The sequence below is a fragment of the Streptomyces sp. NPDC002886 genome (genome assembly GCF_042888445.1).
Taxonomy (GTDB): Bacteria; Actinomycetota; Actinomycetes; order Streptomycetales; family Streptomycetaceae; genus Streptomyces.
Window position 1 is genome coordinate 1021988 of record NZ_JBIAPV010000004.1, and the last position, 13456, is coordinate 1035443.

The window sequence follows — 13456 nt, forward strand, 5'->3', positions numbered from 1 at the left end:
AACGGGCTTTCGGATCAGCTGCTGGCGCATGCTGCCTCCTCGCTCAGACAAGGGCCGGGCGGCGGGGTTCCACCGTGCGGCCGTCGGGGAGCAGTTCACCTGTGTCGTCGAATACCACGGCGCCGTTGCAGAGCAGATTCCAACCCTGTTCGGGGTGGAAGGCCACGGTGCGTGCGGCGTCGTGGTCGACGCTGTCGGCGGACGGGCAGGGGGGCTGGTGGGAGCACATGGCGCACCTCCTCGCAGTGTGGGGCGGGAGGGCCGGTGGTCACCCGGTCGAATCCGCGATCCACGGTGGCGGTGAGTATTGCTGATCGCCACCCCCGGACGGAACCCATATTCGCCGCCCAGTTCAGGGTGTGTATGCCCGCTTACGATGCGCTCATGCCCGCTATCCGGATCATTCGCCACACAGTTCTCGAGCCCGGGGAGGCGTGGAGGAGGCTGACGGACTGGGAACGCCACGGCGCCGCCGTCCCGCTCACCCGGGCGATCATCGAAACGCCGCCGCCGACGCACACCGGGACCCGTTTCACCATGCGTACGGGCGTGGGGAGGATCACTTTCGACGACCCCATGGAGGTCACCTTCTGGCAGCCCCCGCTGGACGGCTCGGCGGGACTGGTCCGGCTCGTCAAACACGGCCGCGTGGTGACCGGCCGGGCGGAGATCGAGCTCCGTCCCTCGCCGCGGGGCGGCAGCGAGGCCGAATGGCGCGAGGAACTGCGCGTGCGCGGCCTGGGCCGCCCCTTCGACCCCCTGGTCGCGGCGGCGGCCCGGCTCTTCTTCACCCGCGCCCTGGACCGACTGCTGCGGCCCTGAGGGCCGCGGCTAAGGTTCCCTGATCACCGCACCCGGTGATCACCGCACGACCGAGGGGGATCTCCGTGGCCACCCCGCCACCTCCGCAGGCAGGCCCGTACGGCCCGTACGGCCCGTACGCGGCCCAACAGCCGCAGCAGCCGGGGCCGGCGGGCCCGTACGCCCCGCCGCGGTCCGCGGGCCCCTACGGGCCTGCGGCGGCCCAGGCGCCGCACGCGCCGCACGTGCCGCCGCAGCCGGGTCCGTACGGCTCCTGGTCCGCGCCGCAGCCCTCGTACGGCTGCCGGCTCTGCGGGGCCGGTCCGGCCGCCGAGGCCACCGTGCGCGGCCATCAGGGCATGATCGTGCTGATGCGGTTCCTGAGCCTGCGGGGGCCGTTCTGCCGGGACTGCGGGCTCGCCACCTACCGCCGCATGTCCTCGAACACCCTGTGGCAGGGCTGGTGGGGTCCCCTGTCGATGTTCGTCACGCCGGTCACCCTGCTGCTGAACCTCGGCCCGCGCGCGGCCTTCCGCCGGCTCGCTCCCCCGACGGGCGGCCACCGGCCCCCGCTCGACCCGGGCAAGCCGCTGCGCCGCCGGCCGGCCGCACTGCTCTTCCTCCTACCGGCGCTGTTCCTGTTCCTGGCGATCCCCGCCCTGATCGTGATCGGCGCGCTGGCCGGGGACGACACCGTGCGCCCGCTGGTGTCGGGGCAGTGCGTCCGCAACGAGGGCGACTGGAGCGACCAGAAGCTCCTGGTCACGGACTGCGCCGCGCCGGAGGCCCAGTACCGCGCCACCCGCCCCTCGCTGGCCCCGGGCGGGACCTGCGCCCCCGGCGACTACCTGGCCCGGCCGGACTACAGCCCCGAAGGCACCGTCCTCTACTGCCTTACGCCGCTGCGCTGACCGGGCGACCGGCAGCGGAAGGGCCCCCGGCGCCGCGTGGCGCCGGGGGCCCTTCCCCGTTCGAGCGGAGCTCCGCGCTAGCGGATCGGCATGCCCGAGAGGGTGCGGGCGATCACCAGGCGCTGGATCTCGCTCGTTCCCTCGAAGATGGTGTAGATCGCGCTGTCGCGGTGCATGCGCTCCACCGGGTACTCGCGGGTGAAGCCGTTGCCGCCGAGGATCTGGACCGCCTGCGCGGTGACCTTCTTCGCGGTCTCGCTCGCGAACAGCTTCGACATCGAGCCCTCGGCCGAGGTGAAGGGCTTGCCCGCGACGGCCATCCACGAGGCCCGCCAGACCAGCAGCCGGGCCGCGTCGATGGAGGTCCGCATGTCCGCGAGCTGGAAGGCGACGCCCTGGTTGTCGATGATCGGGCGGCCGAACTGCGTACGGGTCTTCGCGTAGTCCAGTGCCACCTCGTACGCGGCGCGCGCCGTGCCGACCGCCATGGCGCCGACGGCCGGGCGGGAGGCCTCGAAGGTGGCCATGGCCGCGTTCTTCACGCGCTCCCCGCCGCCCGCCTTCGCCCGCTCGTGGGCCCGCGCGAGCCGCTCGTCCAGCTTCTCCTTGCCGCCGAGCAGGCAGGAACCGGGGATCCGTACGTCCTCCAGCACCACCTCGGCGGTGTGCGAGGCGCGGATGCCGTGCTTCTTGAACTTCTGCCCCTGGGAAAGGCCCCGGGTGCCCGGCGGCACGATGAAGGAGGCGTGCCCCTTCGTCCCCAGCTCCGGGTCGACGACCGCCACCACGATGTGGACGTTGGCGATGCCGCCGTTGGTCGCCCAGGTCTTGGTGCCGTTCAGCACCCACTCGTCGGTGGCCTGGTCGTACACGGCGCGGGTGCGCATCGCGCCGACGTCGGAGCCGGCGTCGGGCTCGGAGGAGCAGAAGGCGGCGACCTTCACGTCGTCGGGGGTCCCGTACATCTGCGGGATCCAGGTGCCGATCTGCTCCTCGGTGCCGTTGGCGACGACGCCGATGGCGGCGAGCCCGGTGCCGACGATCGACAGGGCGATGCCCGCGTCGCCCCAGAACAGCTCCTCCATGGCCATCGGGATGCCGAGGCCGGTGGGGTCGAAGAACTGCTGGGCGTAGAAGTCGAGGGAGTAGATGCCGACCTTGGCGGCCTCCTGGATGACGGGCCACGGAGTCTCTTCGCGCTCGTCCCATTCCGCGGCGGCGGGGCGGATCACGTCGGCGGCGAAGCCGTGGATCCAGTCCCGTACCTGCTTCTGGTCGTCGTTCAGATCCATGGTGAACTCCGCCATGTCCCCTCCATCTTTCGTCTAGAAGTTGTTACCAACGGTAACCCCCACGCCGACTCCAGTCTGTTACCGGCCGGTAAGCACTGTCAAGCAGCCGCGATCGCGGGCGGCCGATGAGATCACCGGGGTGTGCGGGGTGTTACGTTGCGTGGGCCTGAAGGACATCGCAAGGGCGGGGAGTGACACGGCATGGAGACCACACGGCAGTCCGGCGAGCCGGGAGCGGGTGAGCGCCGGCGGCGGGAGCTGCTGGAGGCCGCCGACCGGGTCGTCCTCAGGGACGGCCCCAAGGCGTCCATGAACGCCATCGCGGCGGAGGCGGGGATCACCAAGCCCATCCTCTACCGCCACTTCGGCGACAAGGCGGGCCTTTACCAGGCCCTGGCCGTCCGGCACACGGACGCCCTGCTCGACTCGCTGCGCGCGGCCCTCGACGCCCCCGCCGAACGGCGGCGCCGGGTGGAGGCCACCCTCGACACCTATCTCGCCGCGATCGAGGCCCGCCCCCAGGTCTACCGCTTCCTCATGCACCCGGCCGAGGATTCCCAGGCCCCCGAGCGCGGCTTCGACGTGGGCCTGCACTCGGCCCCGCTGCTGCGCCGCCTCGGCGAGGAACTGGCCCAGGTGATCGGCGAACGCGTGGACCTGGGCCCCGGCGGCGAACGCCTGGCCCGGGTCTGGGGCCACGGCATCGTCGGCATGATGCACGCGGCGGGCGACTGGTGGCTCGGCGAACGCCCCTGCGATCGCACGGAGCTGGTCGGCGCGCTCACCGACCTACTCTGGGGCCGCCTGGCCACGGCGGGCAACAGAGCAGACGGCCCGGGGTTCTGAGCCCCGCCGGCGTTCGAGGCGCGGGGTCCGGGGCGAAGACCCAGGACTCCCGGCCCCGCCGGGACGTCACTCACCCAGCGCGTGGATCCCGGCCGCACCCCAGTCGGTCTTGCGGATCTGCCGCCGCAGCTTGCGCAGGCGCAGCCCGGTCACCCGGTCCGCGTACACCACACCGGCCAGGTGATCGCACTCGTGCTGCAGGCACCGCGCGAAGAACCCGGTCCCGGAGATCCGCACGGCCGCGCCGTCCGACGTGACGCCCTCCACCACCGCGCTGTCGTGGCGGAGGGTTCCCGCCTCCAGCCCCGGCAGGGACAGGCAGCCCTCGGGACCGAGGTACTCGTCCCCGTCGGCGGACACCAGCCGCGGGTTGACGATGTGCCCGACGTGGCGGACGTCCTCGTCGTCGGGGCAGTCGTATACGAACACCCGCTGCCCGACACCGATCTGGTTCGCGGCGAGGCCCACGCCCTGCGCGGCGTACATCGTGGCGAACATGTCCTCGATGAGCCGGTCGAGGGCCGGTCCGAACTCGGTGACCTCCGCGCAAGCGGAATGGAGCACCGGGTCGCCCAGCAGGCTCATGGTGCGGACGATGCCGGAGGTACCGGGGAGGGGGCGCTGTCGCATGGCCGTAAGAGTACGACGGGCGACTATATGAGGAGATCTTCGGCGGACCGGGGGCGCCGCGGTCAGGGCGCGGGCAGGTCATGGATAGGCTGGGGGCGACCGACGCAAGGAGGACAAGGGACGATGGCAGGCAACACAGAGCCGCTTTCGCCGCGGGCCAAGCTGGCCGTGACGGCGGGCAAGGCCGCGGCGGCGGTGTCGCGGGCCGCGGGACGCGGAAGCGGATCGGTGATCGGAGGCAAGGTCGCGCTCAAACTCGACCCCGATCTCCTCGGCGCACTGGCGCAGCATCTCGACGTCGTCCTCGTCTCGGCGACGAACGGCAAGACCACGACGACCCGGCTCATCGCGGAGGCCCTGCGGGCCAGCGGTCCGGTCGTCTCCAACGCCCTGGGCGCGAACATGCCGGCGGGCATCACCTCCGCCCTGGCGGGCGGCTCCGACGCCCGGTACGGCGTCATCGAGGTGGACGAGAAGTACCTGGCCGGAGTGGCCCGGGACGTCACCCCCAAGGTGATCGCCCTGCTGAACCTCTCCCGCGACCAGCTGGACCGCGCCGCCGAGACCCGCATGCTCGCGGAGAAGTGGCGCGAGGGCCTCTCGGGCTCCAAGGCGGTCGTCGTCGCGAACGCGGACGACCCGCTCATCGTGTGGGCCGCCTCCTCCTCGCAGAACGTGGTGTGGGTCGCGGCCGGCCAGGAGTGGAAGGACGACGCCTGGTCGTGCCCCTCCTGCGGTGGCGTCATGCAGCGTCCGGGCGACGACTGGTTCTGCGGCGAGTGCGGCTTCCGGCGGCCCACCCCCAGCTGGGTGCTCTCCGGTGACCACGTGCTCGACCCGCACGGCAGCGCCTGGCCGATCAGCCTGCAGCTCCCGGGCCGCGCCAACAAGGCGAACGCGGCCACCTCGGCCGCCGTGGCAGCCGTCTTCGGCGTCCCGCCGCAGGTGGCGCTGGAGCGGATGTACGAGGTGCAGGCCGTCGCCGGACGCTACGACGTGGTGAGCTTCCAGGGCCGCGAACTGCGCCTGCTGCTCGCGAAGAACCCGGCCGGCTGGCTGGAGACCTTCTCCCTGATCGACCCGCCGCCGACCCCGGTGATCCTGTCGGTCAACGCCCGCGGCGCGGACGGTACCGACACCTCCTGGCTGTGGGACGTGGACTACCCGCGCCTGGCCGGCCACCCGATCTTCGTGATCGGCGACCGCAAGCTCGACCTGGCGGTCCGTCTGGAAGTCGCGGGCCTGGACTTCCGGGTGTGCGAGACCCTCGACGAGGCCGTGCAGCTGGCGCCGCCCGGACAGATCGAGCTGATCGCCAACTACACCGCCTTCCAGGACGTGCGCCGCCGCGTCGGCAACTAGTACCCATAAGGACAAGAGCATGAGCGACAACAGCCTGCGTCTGGTGTGGGTCTACCCCGACCTGCTCAGCACGTACGGAGACCAGGGCAACGCCCTGGTCGTCGAGCGCCGGGCCCGCCGGCGCGGCCTGGACGTGCAGCGCGTGGACGTGCGCAGCGACCAGCCCATCCCGACCTCGGGCGACATCTACCTGATCGGTGGCGGCGAGGACCGGCCGCAGCGGCTGGCCGCGGAGCGGCTGGTGCGCGACGGCGGTCTGGAGCGCGCCGTCTCGAACGGGGCGATCGTCTTCTCCGTCTGCGCCGGGTACCAGATCCTGGGCCAGGAGTTCGTCAACGACGTGGGCGAGCGGCAGCAGGGCCTCGGCCTGCTGGACGTGGTGACCGTGCGCGGCGAGGGCGAGCGGTGCGTCGGCGACGTGCTGGGCGACATCGACCCGCGGCTCGGGCTGCCGCAGCTGACCGGCTTCGAGAACCACCAGGGCGTCACGCACCTCGGCCCGACGGCCAGGCCCTTCGCCCGCGTCTCGATGGGCCGGGGCAACGGCACCGGCGACGGCACCGAAGGCGCGTACAACGACACCGTGTTCGGCACGTACATGCACGGTCCCGTGCTGGCCCGCAACCCGCAGATCGCGGACCTGCTGCTGAAGCTGGCCCTCGACGTGAACGCGCTGCCGCCCATCGACGACCGCTGGTACGACGCGCTGCGCGCCGAGCGGATCGCGGCGGCCACGCAGCCCGCCTGATCCTCGCGGCACCCTTCGTTCGGCCCGGATTCCCCTGGTGGGGTCCGGGCCGACGTGTTTTCGTACGACTCGTCTGACCAGCATGTGGAGGATGGTTCAGTCCACCCTCGATCCGCTTGTAGGGTGCTGGGTAGTTCCAACCGGACGACGTGGTCCGGTCGTCGGCCCACGTTGCAAAGGTCCTCCTGCCATGCGCATTGGTGTGCTCACTTCCGGAGGCGACTGCCCCGGGCTCAATGCCGTCATCCGCTCCGTCGTACACCGCGCCGTCGTCGACCACGGGGACGAGGTCATCGGTTTCCACGACGGCTGGCGCGGCCTGCTGGAGTGCGACTACCGCAAGCTCGACCTGGACGCCGTGAGCGGCATCCTGGCCCGTGGCGGAACGATTCTGGGTTCCTCCCGGGTCCAGCCCGCCCATCTGCGCGACGGCGTGGAGCGGGCCCGCGGCCACGTCGCCGATCTCGGCCTGGACGCCATCATCCCGATCGGCGGCGAGGGCACCCTGAAGGCCGCGAACCTGCTGTCGCAGGGCGGCCTGCCGATCGTCGGCGTCCCGAAGACGATCGACAACGACATCGCCTCCACCGACGTCACCTTCGGCTTCGACACCGCCGTCGGGGTCGCCACCGAGGCCCTGGACCGGCTGAAGACCACCGCCGAGTCCCACCAGCGCGTGATGGTCGTGGAGGTCATGGGCCGCCACACCGGCTGGATCGCCCTGCACTCGGGCATGGCGGCCGGCGCGCACGCCATCGTCGTGCCCGAGCGCCCCTTCGACATCGAGGAGCTGACGGCGGTCGTCGGCGAACGCTTCGAGCAGGGCAAGCGCTTCGCGATCGTCGTGGTCGCCGAGGGCGCCAAGCCCGCCGAGGGCAGCTCGATGGCGCTGGAGGAGGGCGGCACCGACATGTACGGCCACGAGCGGTTCGCCGGCATCGGCAACCGGCTCGCCGTCGAGCTGGAGGAACGTCTCGGCAAGGAGGCCCGGCCGGTCATCCTGGGCCACGTCCAGCGCGGCGGCACGCCCACGGCGTACGACCGCGTCCTCGCGACCCGCTTCGGCTGGCACGCGGTGGAGGCCGCCCACCGGGGCGAGTTCGGGATGCTGACGGCCCTGCGCGGCACGGACATCGTCATGGTCCCGCTCGACGAGGCCGTGCAGACCCTGAAGACGGTCCCCTCCGAGCGCTACGCCGAGGCGCAGAACGTCCTGTGATCTTTCCCCTTTTCATCGTGTGACTCCCGCAATGGCCGCCCCCTGACGATTTTCCGTCCGGGGGCGGCATTACTGTGGTGGGGCACCACGGGTCAAGGAGTGAAGAGATTGAGTTACCTCGCGCACGACGGCATGGACATGCCCGGCATGGACATGGACCTGCCTCCCTTCACCCTCGGGCGCGGGCTGGAGTTCTCCTTCGACGCCTTCTTCCTGATCGGCTCGCTCCTCGGCCTCGCCCTGTACGGGTGGGGCGTGGTGCGGCTGCGGCGGCGCGGGGACGCCTGGCCGGTCGGGCGGACGGTCGCCTTCGCCATCGGCGTGCTGAGCGTGGCCCTGATGATGTGCACCAAGCTGAACGACTACGGCATGGTCATGTTCAGCGTGCACATGGTCCAGCACATGGTGATCAGCATGCTCAGCCCGATCCTGCTGCTGCTGGGCGCGCCCGTGACGCTGGCGCTGCGCGCGCTGGCGCCGGCCGCCCGCGGCCACAAGGGGCCGCGCGAGCTGCTGCTGATGCTCCTGCACAGCCGGTACATGAAGGTGATCACCCATCCGGTGTTCACCATCCCGATGTTCATCGCGAGCCTCTACGGCCTCTACTTCACCCCGCTCTTCGATTTCCTGATGGGGTCGAAGACCGGTCACATCGCGATGATGGTGCACTTCCTCGCCGTCGGCCTCGTCTTCTTCTGGCCGATCATGGGCGTGGACCCGGGTCCGCACCGCCCCGGCTATGTGATGCGGATGCTGGAGCTGTTCGCCGGAATGCCCTTCCACGCCTTCTTCGGCATCGCGCTGATGATGGGCAGCGAGCCGATGATCAAGACGTACGCGAACCCGCCCGCCTCCCTCGGCATCGACCCGCTGCTCGACCAGCAGTGGGGCGGCGGCATCGCCTGGGCCTTCAGCGAGATCCCCTCGGTGCTGGTGCTGATCGCGCTGGTCTACCAGTGGTACCACTCGGAACAGCGGGCGGCGAAGCGCTCCGACCGGTCCGAGGAGCGCAACGGCGATCAGGAGCTGGCGGCCTACAACTCGTATCTGGCCTCGCTCCAAGCGCGTGGCCAGTAGCGCGGACCCGCCCTCAGGCGCCACCATGGGGCATGACCGGATCCGTGAAGGCTATGGCGCTGATGACCTTCGCCTCTCTGGTGGCGATCGCCACGTATTCCGTGGCCCTCGGAAGCAACGGCTGGCTGTGGTTCGGCTGGGTCGTGCTGGGGCTGCTCACCGCGGGCATGGCCGCCTCGGGCGGTACGTGAGTAGGGCGGGTAACCGAGCAGGGCAGTAGCTGAGTACGTGCCTGAGTAGGTACGTGAGTAACCGCGCCCTCCACCCACCTGGCGAGCCGTCCGTAGGATGTCCGTGACCAAGGGACGTCGACGGGAGCCGCCTGGTGTTCTACCACTTGCTCAAGCACGTGATCCTGGGGCCGCTGCTGCGGCTCCTGTTCCGGCCCCGCATCGAAGGACTGGAGAACATTCCGGAGGACGGGGCCGCGATCATCGCGGGCAACCACCTCTCCTTCTCCGACCACTTCCTGATGCCGGCGATCCTGGGCCGGCGCATCACCTTCCTCGCCAAGGCCGAGTACTTCACCGGACCGGGCCTGAAGGGGCGGCTCACGGCCGCCTTCTTCCGCAGCGCCGGCCAGATCCCGGTGGACCGCTCCGGCAAGGACGCCGGTCAGGCGGCGCTCCGCGAGGGGCTCGGGGTGCTCTCCAAGGGCGAACTGCTCGGCATCTACCCGGAGGGCACCCGCTCGCACGACGGACGGCTCTACAAGGGCAAGGTGGGCGTGGCCGCGATGGCGCTGGGCGCCAAGGTTCCGGTCGTCCCGTGCGCGATGGTCGGGACCTTCGAGATCCAGCCGCCCGGGCAGAAGATCCCCAGCATCCGCCGGGTCACGATCCGCTTCGGCCGGCCGCTGGACTTCTCCCGGTACGAGGGGATGGAGGGCGAGCGGGCCGTACTGCGGGCCGTCACCGACGAGATCATGTACGAGGTCCTCGCCCTGTCCGGCCAGGAGTACGTGGACCGGTACGCCGGCGAGGTCAAGGCGGAGGAAGAGGAAGCACGGAAGAAGGCCCGGCGCAGGACGCGCTGAGCCTTCTCCCGTGCCGTGCCGTGCGGGCTCTGCCCGCACGGCCCCGCTAGCGGATGGCCGGGCGCTCGTCGATCGCCCGCTGGTCGGCGGCCGGGGCCGGCGCGATCAGCTTGGCGGCGACGGGGGCCGGGGCCACCGGGGTGGCGTGCGGAGCGCACGTCACGTCCTGGGCGTCGACCTTGCCGGTGAGCAGGTAGGTGTCGACCCGGGTGTTGATGCAGGGGTTCACCAGGCTGGTGACACCGTGCGAGCCGGCGTCCTTCTCGGTGATCAGACGCGAGCCGGCGAGCCGCTTGTGCAGGGAGACCCCGCCCTTGTACGGCGTGGCGGCGTCACGCTCGGACTGCACGATCAGCACCGGCGGCAGGCCGCGGTGGGCGCCGACCCCGACCTCGATCGCGTTGTGCTGCTTGGACTTCCAGGTGGCGCAGGGCAGGTTCATCCACGCGTTGGCCCAGGTCATGAAGGGGTACTGGGCGTGCAGCTTGGTGTTGTCCCGGTCCCACTTGGACCAGCTGGTGGGCCACTTGGCGTCGGCGCACTCCACGGCGGTGTAGACCGCGTTGCCGTTCTCCGCCGAGGCGTTGCCCGCGGTGTCGCTCATGTCGGGGGCGATGGCGTCGATCAGCGCCTGCTCGTCCCCGGCCTCGTACGCGGCCCAGGTCTGGGCGACGGGCACCCAGGAGGAGTCGTAGTACGGGGCGCTCTGGAAGAAGCCGATGAGCTCGGCCGGGCCGACGAGCCCGCCGAGCGGGTTGGCCTTGGCCTTGGCGCGCAGCGTCAGCCACTTGGCCTCGACCGCGGCGCGGGTGGTGCCGAGGTGGAAGGAGGCGTCGTTCTTGGCGACCCAGTCCTCCCAGTCGTTCCAGCGCGTCTGGAAGGCGATGTCCTGGCCGAGGTTGGCCTCGTACCAGATGTTGTCGCGGGACGGGTCCACCACGCTGTCGACGATCATGCGGCGCACGTGCGTCGGGAACAGGGTCGCGTAGACCCCGCCGATGTAGGTGCCGTAGGAGACGCCGAGGAAGTTCAGCTTCTTCTCGCCGAGGGCGGCACGGATGACGTCCAGGTCACGCGCGACGTTCGGCGTGGTCATGAACGGCAGCATCTCGCCGCTGCGCTCCTTGCAGCCGTCCGCGTACTCCTCGGCGAGCTTGCGCTGGGCGTTCTTGTCGGCCTTGCTGTCCGGCACCGGGTCGGCCTTGGGAACCTTGACGTACTCCTGCGGGTCGATGCAGGAGATCGGCGCGGAGTGGCCGACGCCGCGCGGGTCGAAGCCGACAAAGTCGTACGCCTTGGCCGTGTTCACCCACAGCGGGCTGTTGGTGGTGCTGCGGCGGGGGAAGCGCATGCCGGAGCCGCCGGGGCCGCCCGGGTTGTAGATGAGCGCGCCCTGGCGCTCTTCCTTGGTGCCTGTGCTGACGGCCCGGTCGACCGCGAGGTCGATCGTCTTGCCGAAGGGCTTGCTGTAGTCGAGCGGGACCTTCACGTAGCCGCACTGGATGGGCGCCGCGAAGCCCCAGTCGGCCGGACAGTCCTTCCAGTCGATCCCGGCGCGGGCCGCGCGGGCGGCGGCGATCTGGGTGCCGATCGCCTCGGCGATCGGGTTGTCCCGGCCGTAGGACCCGGACTCGAAGGCCTGCGAGGCCGACGCGGACGGGGCGAGCAGCAGGCCCGCCGCCAGCGTGCCTGTGATCAGAGTGGCGGCGCTCCCCAGCGCCGCGTTGCGTATCACGTGGTTGTTCCCCCTGCGTCATCTGCCGCCGTGGGCGGCGTGGTTCGTGCCGGCGTGGACGTGCGTCGGCATGTGCAGGGGATACTTCCGCCTGATCAGGAGCGGGCGACAGAGCGCGGGGCTGTTCTTTGCCAACCCGATATCCGGAAATGCGTGTACCGCTGAGCGGTGTCGGGTTCGTCCCGGGTTGGCCGCGGGTTTGATCTGGCGTTCCGTGGCCGTCCGCCGCGGGCGCCGCCGGGGGTCACCAACCGTAGGCGGCGCAGGCGGAGTCGAGCAGCTCGCGCAGCCGGAGCGCGTCCGGGGCCAGGGCCGTGACCAGGACGGCGGGGCCGGCCAGCGGGGTGAGCGCCGCGAACTCCCCGAGCAGCCCGGCCGGCGGCGGGGACTTCGCGAACTCCGGGTCCACCACCAGCAGCTGGCCGAGCGCCCGGTGGCCCGCGAGTCCCGCTGGGCCGTCCCAGCCGGCGGGTGCGCCGGGTCCGCAGGCCAGTTCCTGTTCCAGCAGCGGTCTCCCGTCCCGGTTCACGGTGAGCCGGGCGCGCAGCAGGCCCGGCGCCTCCCCCGTGCGGCCGAGCACCTGCTCCTCGCGCAGCAGGAGCCGGGCGGTGGGGGCGAGCTCGGCGCGGGTGCGGACCCGCAGGTCGCTGCCGCGCACCGAGACGAGGGGCTCCGGCAGCCAGCGCACGGCCGCCCCGTCCCCGAGCCGGAGCCGTACGTCGTACCGCGCGGGTTCCCCGTGCCGGCCGGGCAGCGCCAGGGTGGCCGCCGCCGAGCGGAGCACCAGCCGGGCGCCCGGCCCGGCGGTGGCCTCGATCCTGAGGTGGTCACCGCCCAGCGGGGCGCTCATGGCACCGACCAGCATGACGCCCGCCTCGCCCGGCCCGCCCCGGGTGCGGCGCAGGGCGAGCGGCCCCTCCCCGGCCAGCAGCGGCAGGGCCGTGGAGCCCCGCCCGTCGGCGGCGGCGGCGATCCGGGCGGTGGCACGCAGGCCGGCCGGAGGGCCGGTGGGCGCGCCCGTCGCCGTCGGGAGGGCTGCGGGGAGCGCCGTAGGGCTCATCGGGCGGTCCAGGCGGCGATCCGCTCGCGCACCCAGGCGGCCACCGGGGCCACGCCCTCCTCACCGCGCAAGGACTGGAAGGCCACGGGCAGTTCGCCGCGCTGTTCGGCGGCGTCGCGGGCCATCCGGCCCAGGTCCGAGCCGACGTGGGGGGCGAGGTCGGTCTTGTTGACGACGAGCAGGTCGGCGGTGGTGACGCCGGGGCCGCCCTTGCGCGGGATGTCGTCGCCGCCGGCCACGTCGATGACGAAGATCTGGGCGTCGACGAGACCCCGGGAGAAGGTGGCGGTGAGGTTGTCCCCGCCGGACTCGACGAGGATCAGGTCGAGCCGTCCGTTCCCGTGGAAGGCCTCCTCCAGTTCCTCCACGGCCTCCAGGTTGGCGGAGATGTCGTCGCGAATGGCGGTGTGCGGGCAGGCGCCGGTCTCCACGGCGCTGATCCGCTCGGGCGGCAGGACCGCTTCGCGGAGCAGGAACTCCGCGTCCTCACGGGTGTAGATGTCGTTGGTGACCACGGCCATCGACAGCTCCGCGCGCAGGGCCCTGCACAGAGCGGCGACGGTGGCGGTCTTGCCGGAGCCGACGGGACCGCCCAGGCCGATGCGCAGGGCCCGGCGGGTCCCGTCCGCGCGCAGCGGCTCGGCGCTGTGGGTGTGGCGGTGCGGGAAGGTCACGCTGTGGTCGAGGTGCATGGCAGGTCTCCTTGAGCCGAAGCAGGGGGTGCGGGGCGTGCGGGGGT

The 13456-nt window shown here is 71.7% G+C and carries 15 protein-coding genes; 9 read left to right on the forward strand and 6 right to left on the reverse strand.

Going from position 1 to position 13456, the window contains the following annotated elements:
* Positions 1-43: 43 nt before the first annotated feature.
* Positions 44-229: a DUF5999 family protein gene (locus ACFYYB_RS22890; RefSeq protein ID WP_250740159.1), complete on the reverse strand. Its 186-nt coding sequence runs from the start codon at positions 227-229 to the stop codon at positions 44-46.
* 155 nt (positions 230-384) lie between these two features.
* On the opposite strand from ACFYYB_RS22890, the gene ACFYYB_RS22895 reads away from it, so the two are divergent.
* Together ACFYYB_RS22895 and ACFYYB_RS22900 are read left to right on the forward strand one after the other, a co-directional pair.
* Positions 385-822: an SRPBCC family protein gene (locus ACFYYB_RS22895; RefSeq protein WP_389437106.1), complete on the forward strand. Its 438-nt coding sequence runs from the start codon at positions 385-387 to the stop codon at positions 820-822.
* A gap of 65 nt (positions 823-887) precedes the next feature.
* Positions 888-1712, forward strand: a complete 825-nt coding sequence (locus ACFYYB_RS22900; RefSeq protein ID WP_389437107.1) for a hypothetical protein — start codon at positions 888-890, stop codon at positions 1710-1712.
* Positions 1713-1789: 77 nt separating this feature from the next.
* Here the strand turns inward: ACFYYB_RS22900 and ACFYYB_RS22905 are convergent, their stop codons facing one another.
* On the reverse strand, positions 1790-3019 hold the full coding sequence (locus tag ACFYYB_RS22905) for an acyl-CoA dehydrogenase family protein (RefSeq protein WP_389437108.1): 1230 nt from the start codon (positions 3017-3019) through the stop codon (positions 1790-1792).
* 186 nt (positions 3020-3205) lie between these two features.
* Between ACFYYB_RS22905 and ACFYYB_RS22910 the strand changes: the two genes are divergently transcribed.
* Positions 3206-3850 carry a TetR family transcriptional regulator gene (locus ACFYYB_RS22910; protein ID WP_389437109.1) on the forward strand — a complete coding sequence of 215 codons (645 nt, stop codon included), beginning with the start codon at positions 3206-3208 and terminating at the stop codon, positions 3848-3850.
* Between the two features lie 66 nt (positions 3851-3916).
* Here ACFYYB_RS22910 and def read toward each other — a convergent pair whose 3' ends face one another.
* Positions 3917-4480 (reverse strand): peptide deformylase, encoded by a 564-nt coding sequence (gene def / locus ACFYYB_RS22915; RefSeq protein WP_389437110.1) that lies wholly within the window; start codon positions 4478-4480, stop codon positions 3917-3919.
* A gap of 123 nt (positions 4481-4603) precedes the next feature.
* On the opposite strand from def, the gene ACFYYB_RS22920 reads away from it, so the two are divergent.
* The 6 genes from ACFYYB_RS22920 to ACFYYB_RS22945 all read left to right on the forward strand — a co-directional run bounded on the left by ACFYYB_RS22920 (position 4604) and on the right by ACFYYB_RS22945 (position 9922).
* A complete protein-coding gene (locus ACFYYB_RS22920; RefSeq protein ID WP_389437111.1) occupies positions 4604-5842 on the forward strand; it encodes a MurT ligase domain-containing protein in 1239 nt (412 codons plus the stop codon).
* Positions 5843-5861: 19 nt separating this feature from the next.
* Positions 5862-6590, forward strand: a complete 729-nt coding sequence (locus ACFYYB_RS22925) for a type 1 glutamine amidotransferase (protein ID WP_389437112.1) — start codon at positions 5862-5864, stop codon at positions 6588-6590.
* A gap of 190 nt (positions 6591-6780) precedes the next feature.
* Positions 6781-7809, forward strand: coding sequence for a 6-phosphofructokinase (locus ACFYYB_RS22930; protein ID WP_389437113.1), 1029 nt, complete (start codon positions 6781-6783; stop codon positions 7807-7809).
* A 132-nt stretch (positions 7810-7941) separates the two neighbouring features.
* Entirely contained in the window at positions 7942-8886 is a 945-nt protein-coding gene (locus ACFYYB_RS22935) for a cytochrome c oxidase assembly protein (RefSeq protein ID WP_389437241.1), read from the forward strand.
* 32 nt (positions 8887-8918) lie between these two features.
* Complete coding sequence (locus tag ACFYYB_RS22940; protein WP_254386935.1) at positions 8919-9077, forward strand: hypothetical protein; 159 nt, start codon at positions 8919-8921, stop codon at positions 9075-9077.
* Positions 9078-9211: 134 nt separating this feature from the next.
* Positions 9212-9922: a lysophospholipid acyltransferase family protein gene (locus tag ACFYYB_RS22945; protein WP_389437114.1), complete on the forward strand. Its 711-nt coding sequence runs from the start codon at positions 9212-9214 to the stop codon at positions 9920-9922.
* Between the two features lie 46 nt (positions 9923-9968).
* Here the strand turns inward: ACFYYB_RS22945 and ACFYYB_RS22950 are convergent, their stop codons facing one another.
* The 3 genes from ACFYYB_RS22950 to ureG form a co-directional block, all read right to left on the reverse strand.
* Positions 9969-11657, reverse strand: a complete 1689-nt coding sequence (locus ACFYYB_RS22950; RefSeq protein ID WP_389437115.1) for an alpha/beta hydrolase — start codon at positions 11655-11657, stop codon at positions 9969-9971.
* A gap of 244 nt (positions 11658-11901) precedes the next feature.
* Positions 11902-12717, reverse strand: coding sequence for an urease accessory protein UreD (locus tag ACFYYB_RS22955; RefSeq protein WP_389437116.1), 816 nt, complete (start codon positions 12715-12717; stop codon positions 11902-11904).
* Complete coding sequence (ureG, locus tag ACFYYB_RS22960; RefSeq protein ID WP_389437117.1) at positions 12714-13409, reverse strand: urease accessory protein UreG; 696 nt, start codon at positions 13407-13409, stop codon at positions 12714-12716. The genes ACFYYB_RS22955 and ureG overlap by 4 nt, the downstream gene beginning before the upstream one ends.
* Between the last annotated feature and the right edge of the window lie 47 nt (positions 13410-13456).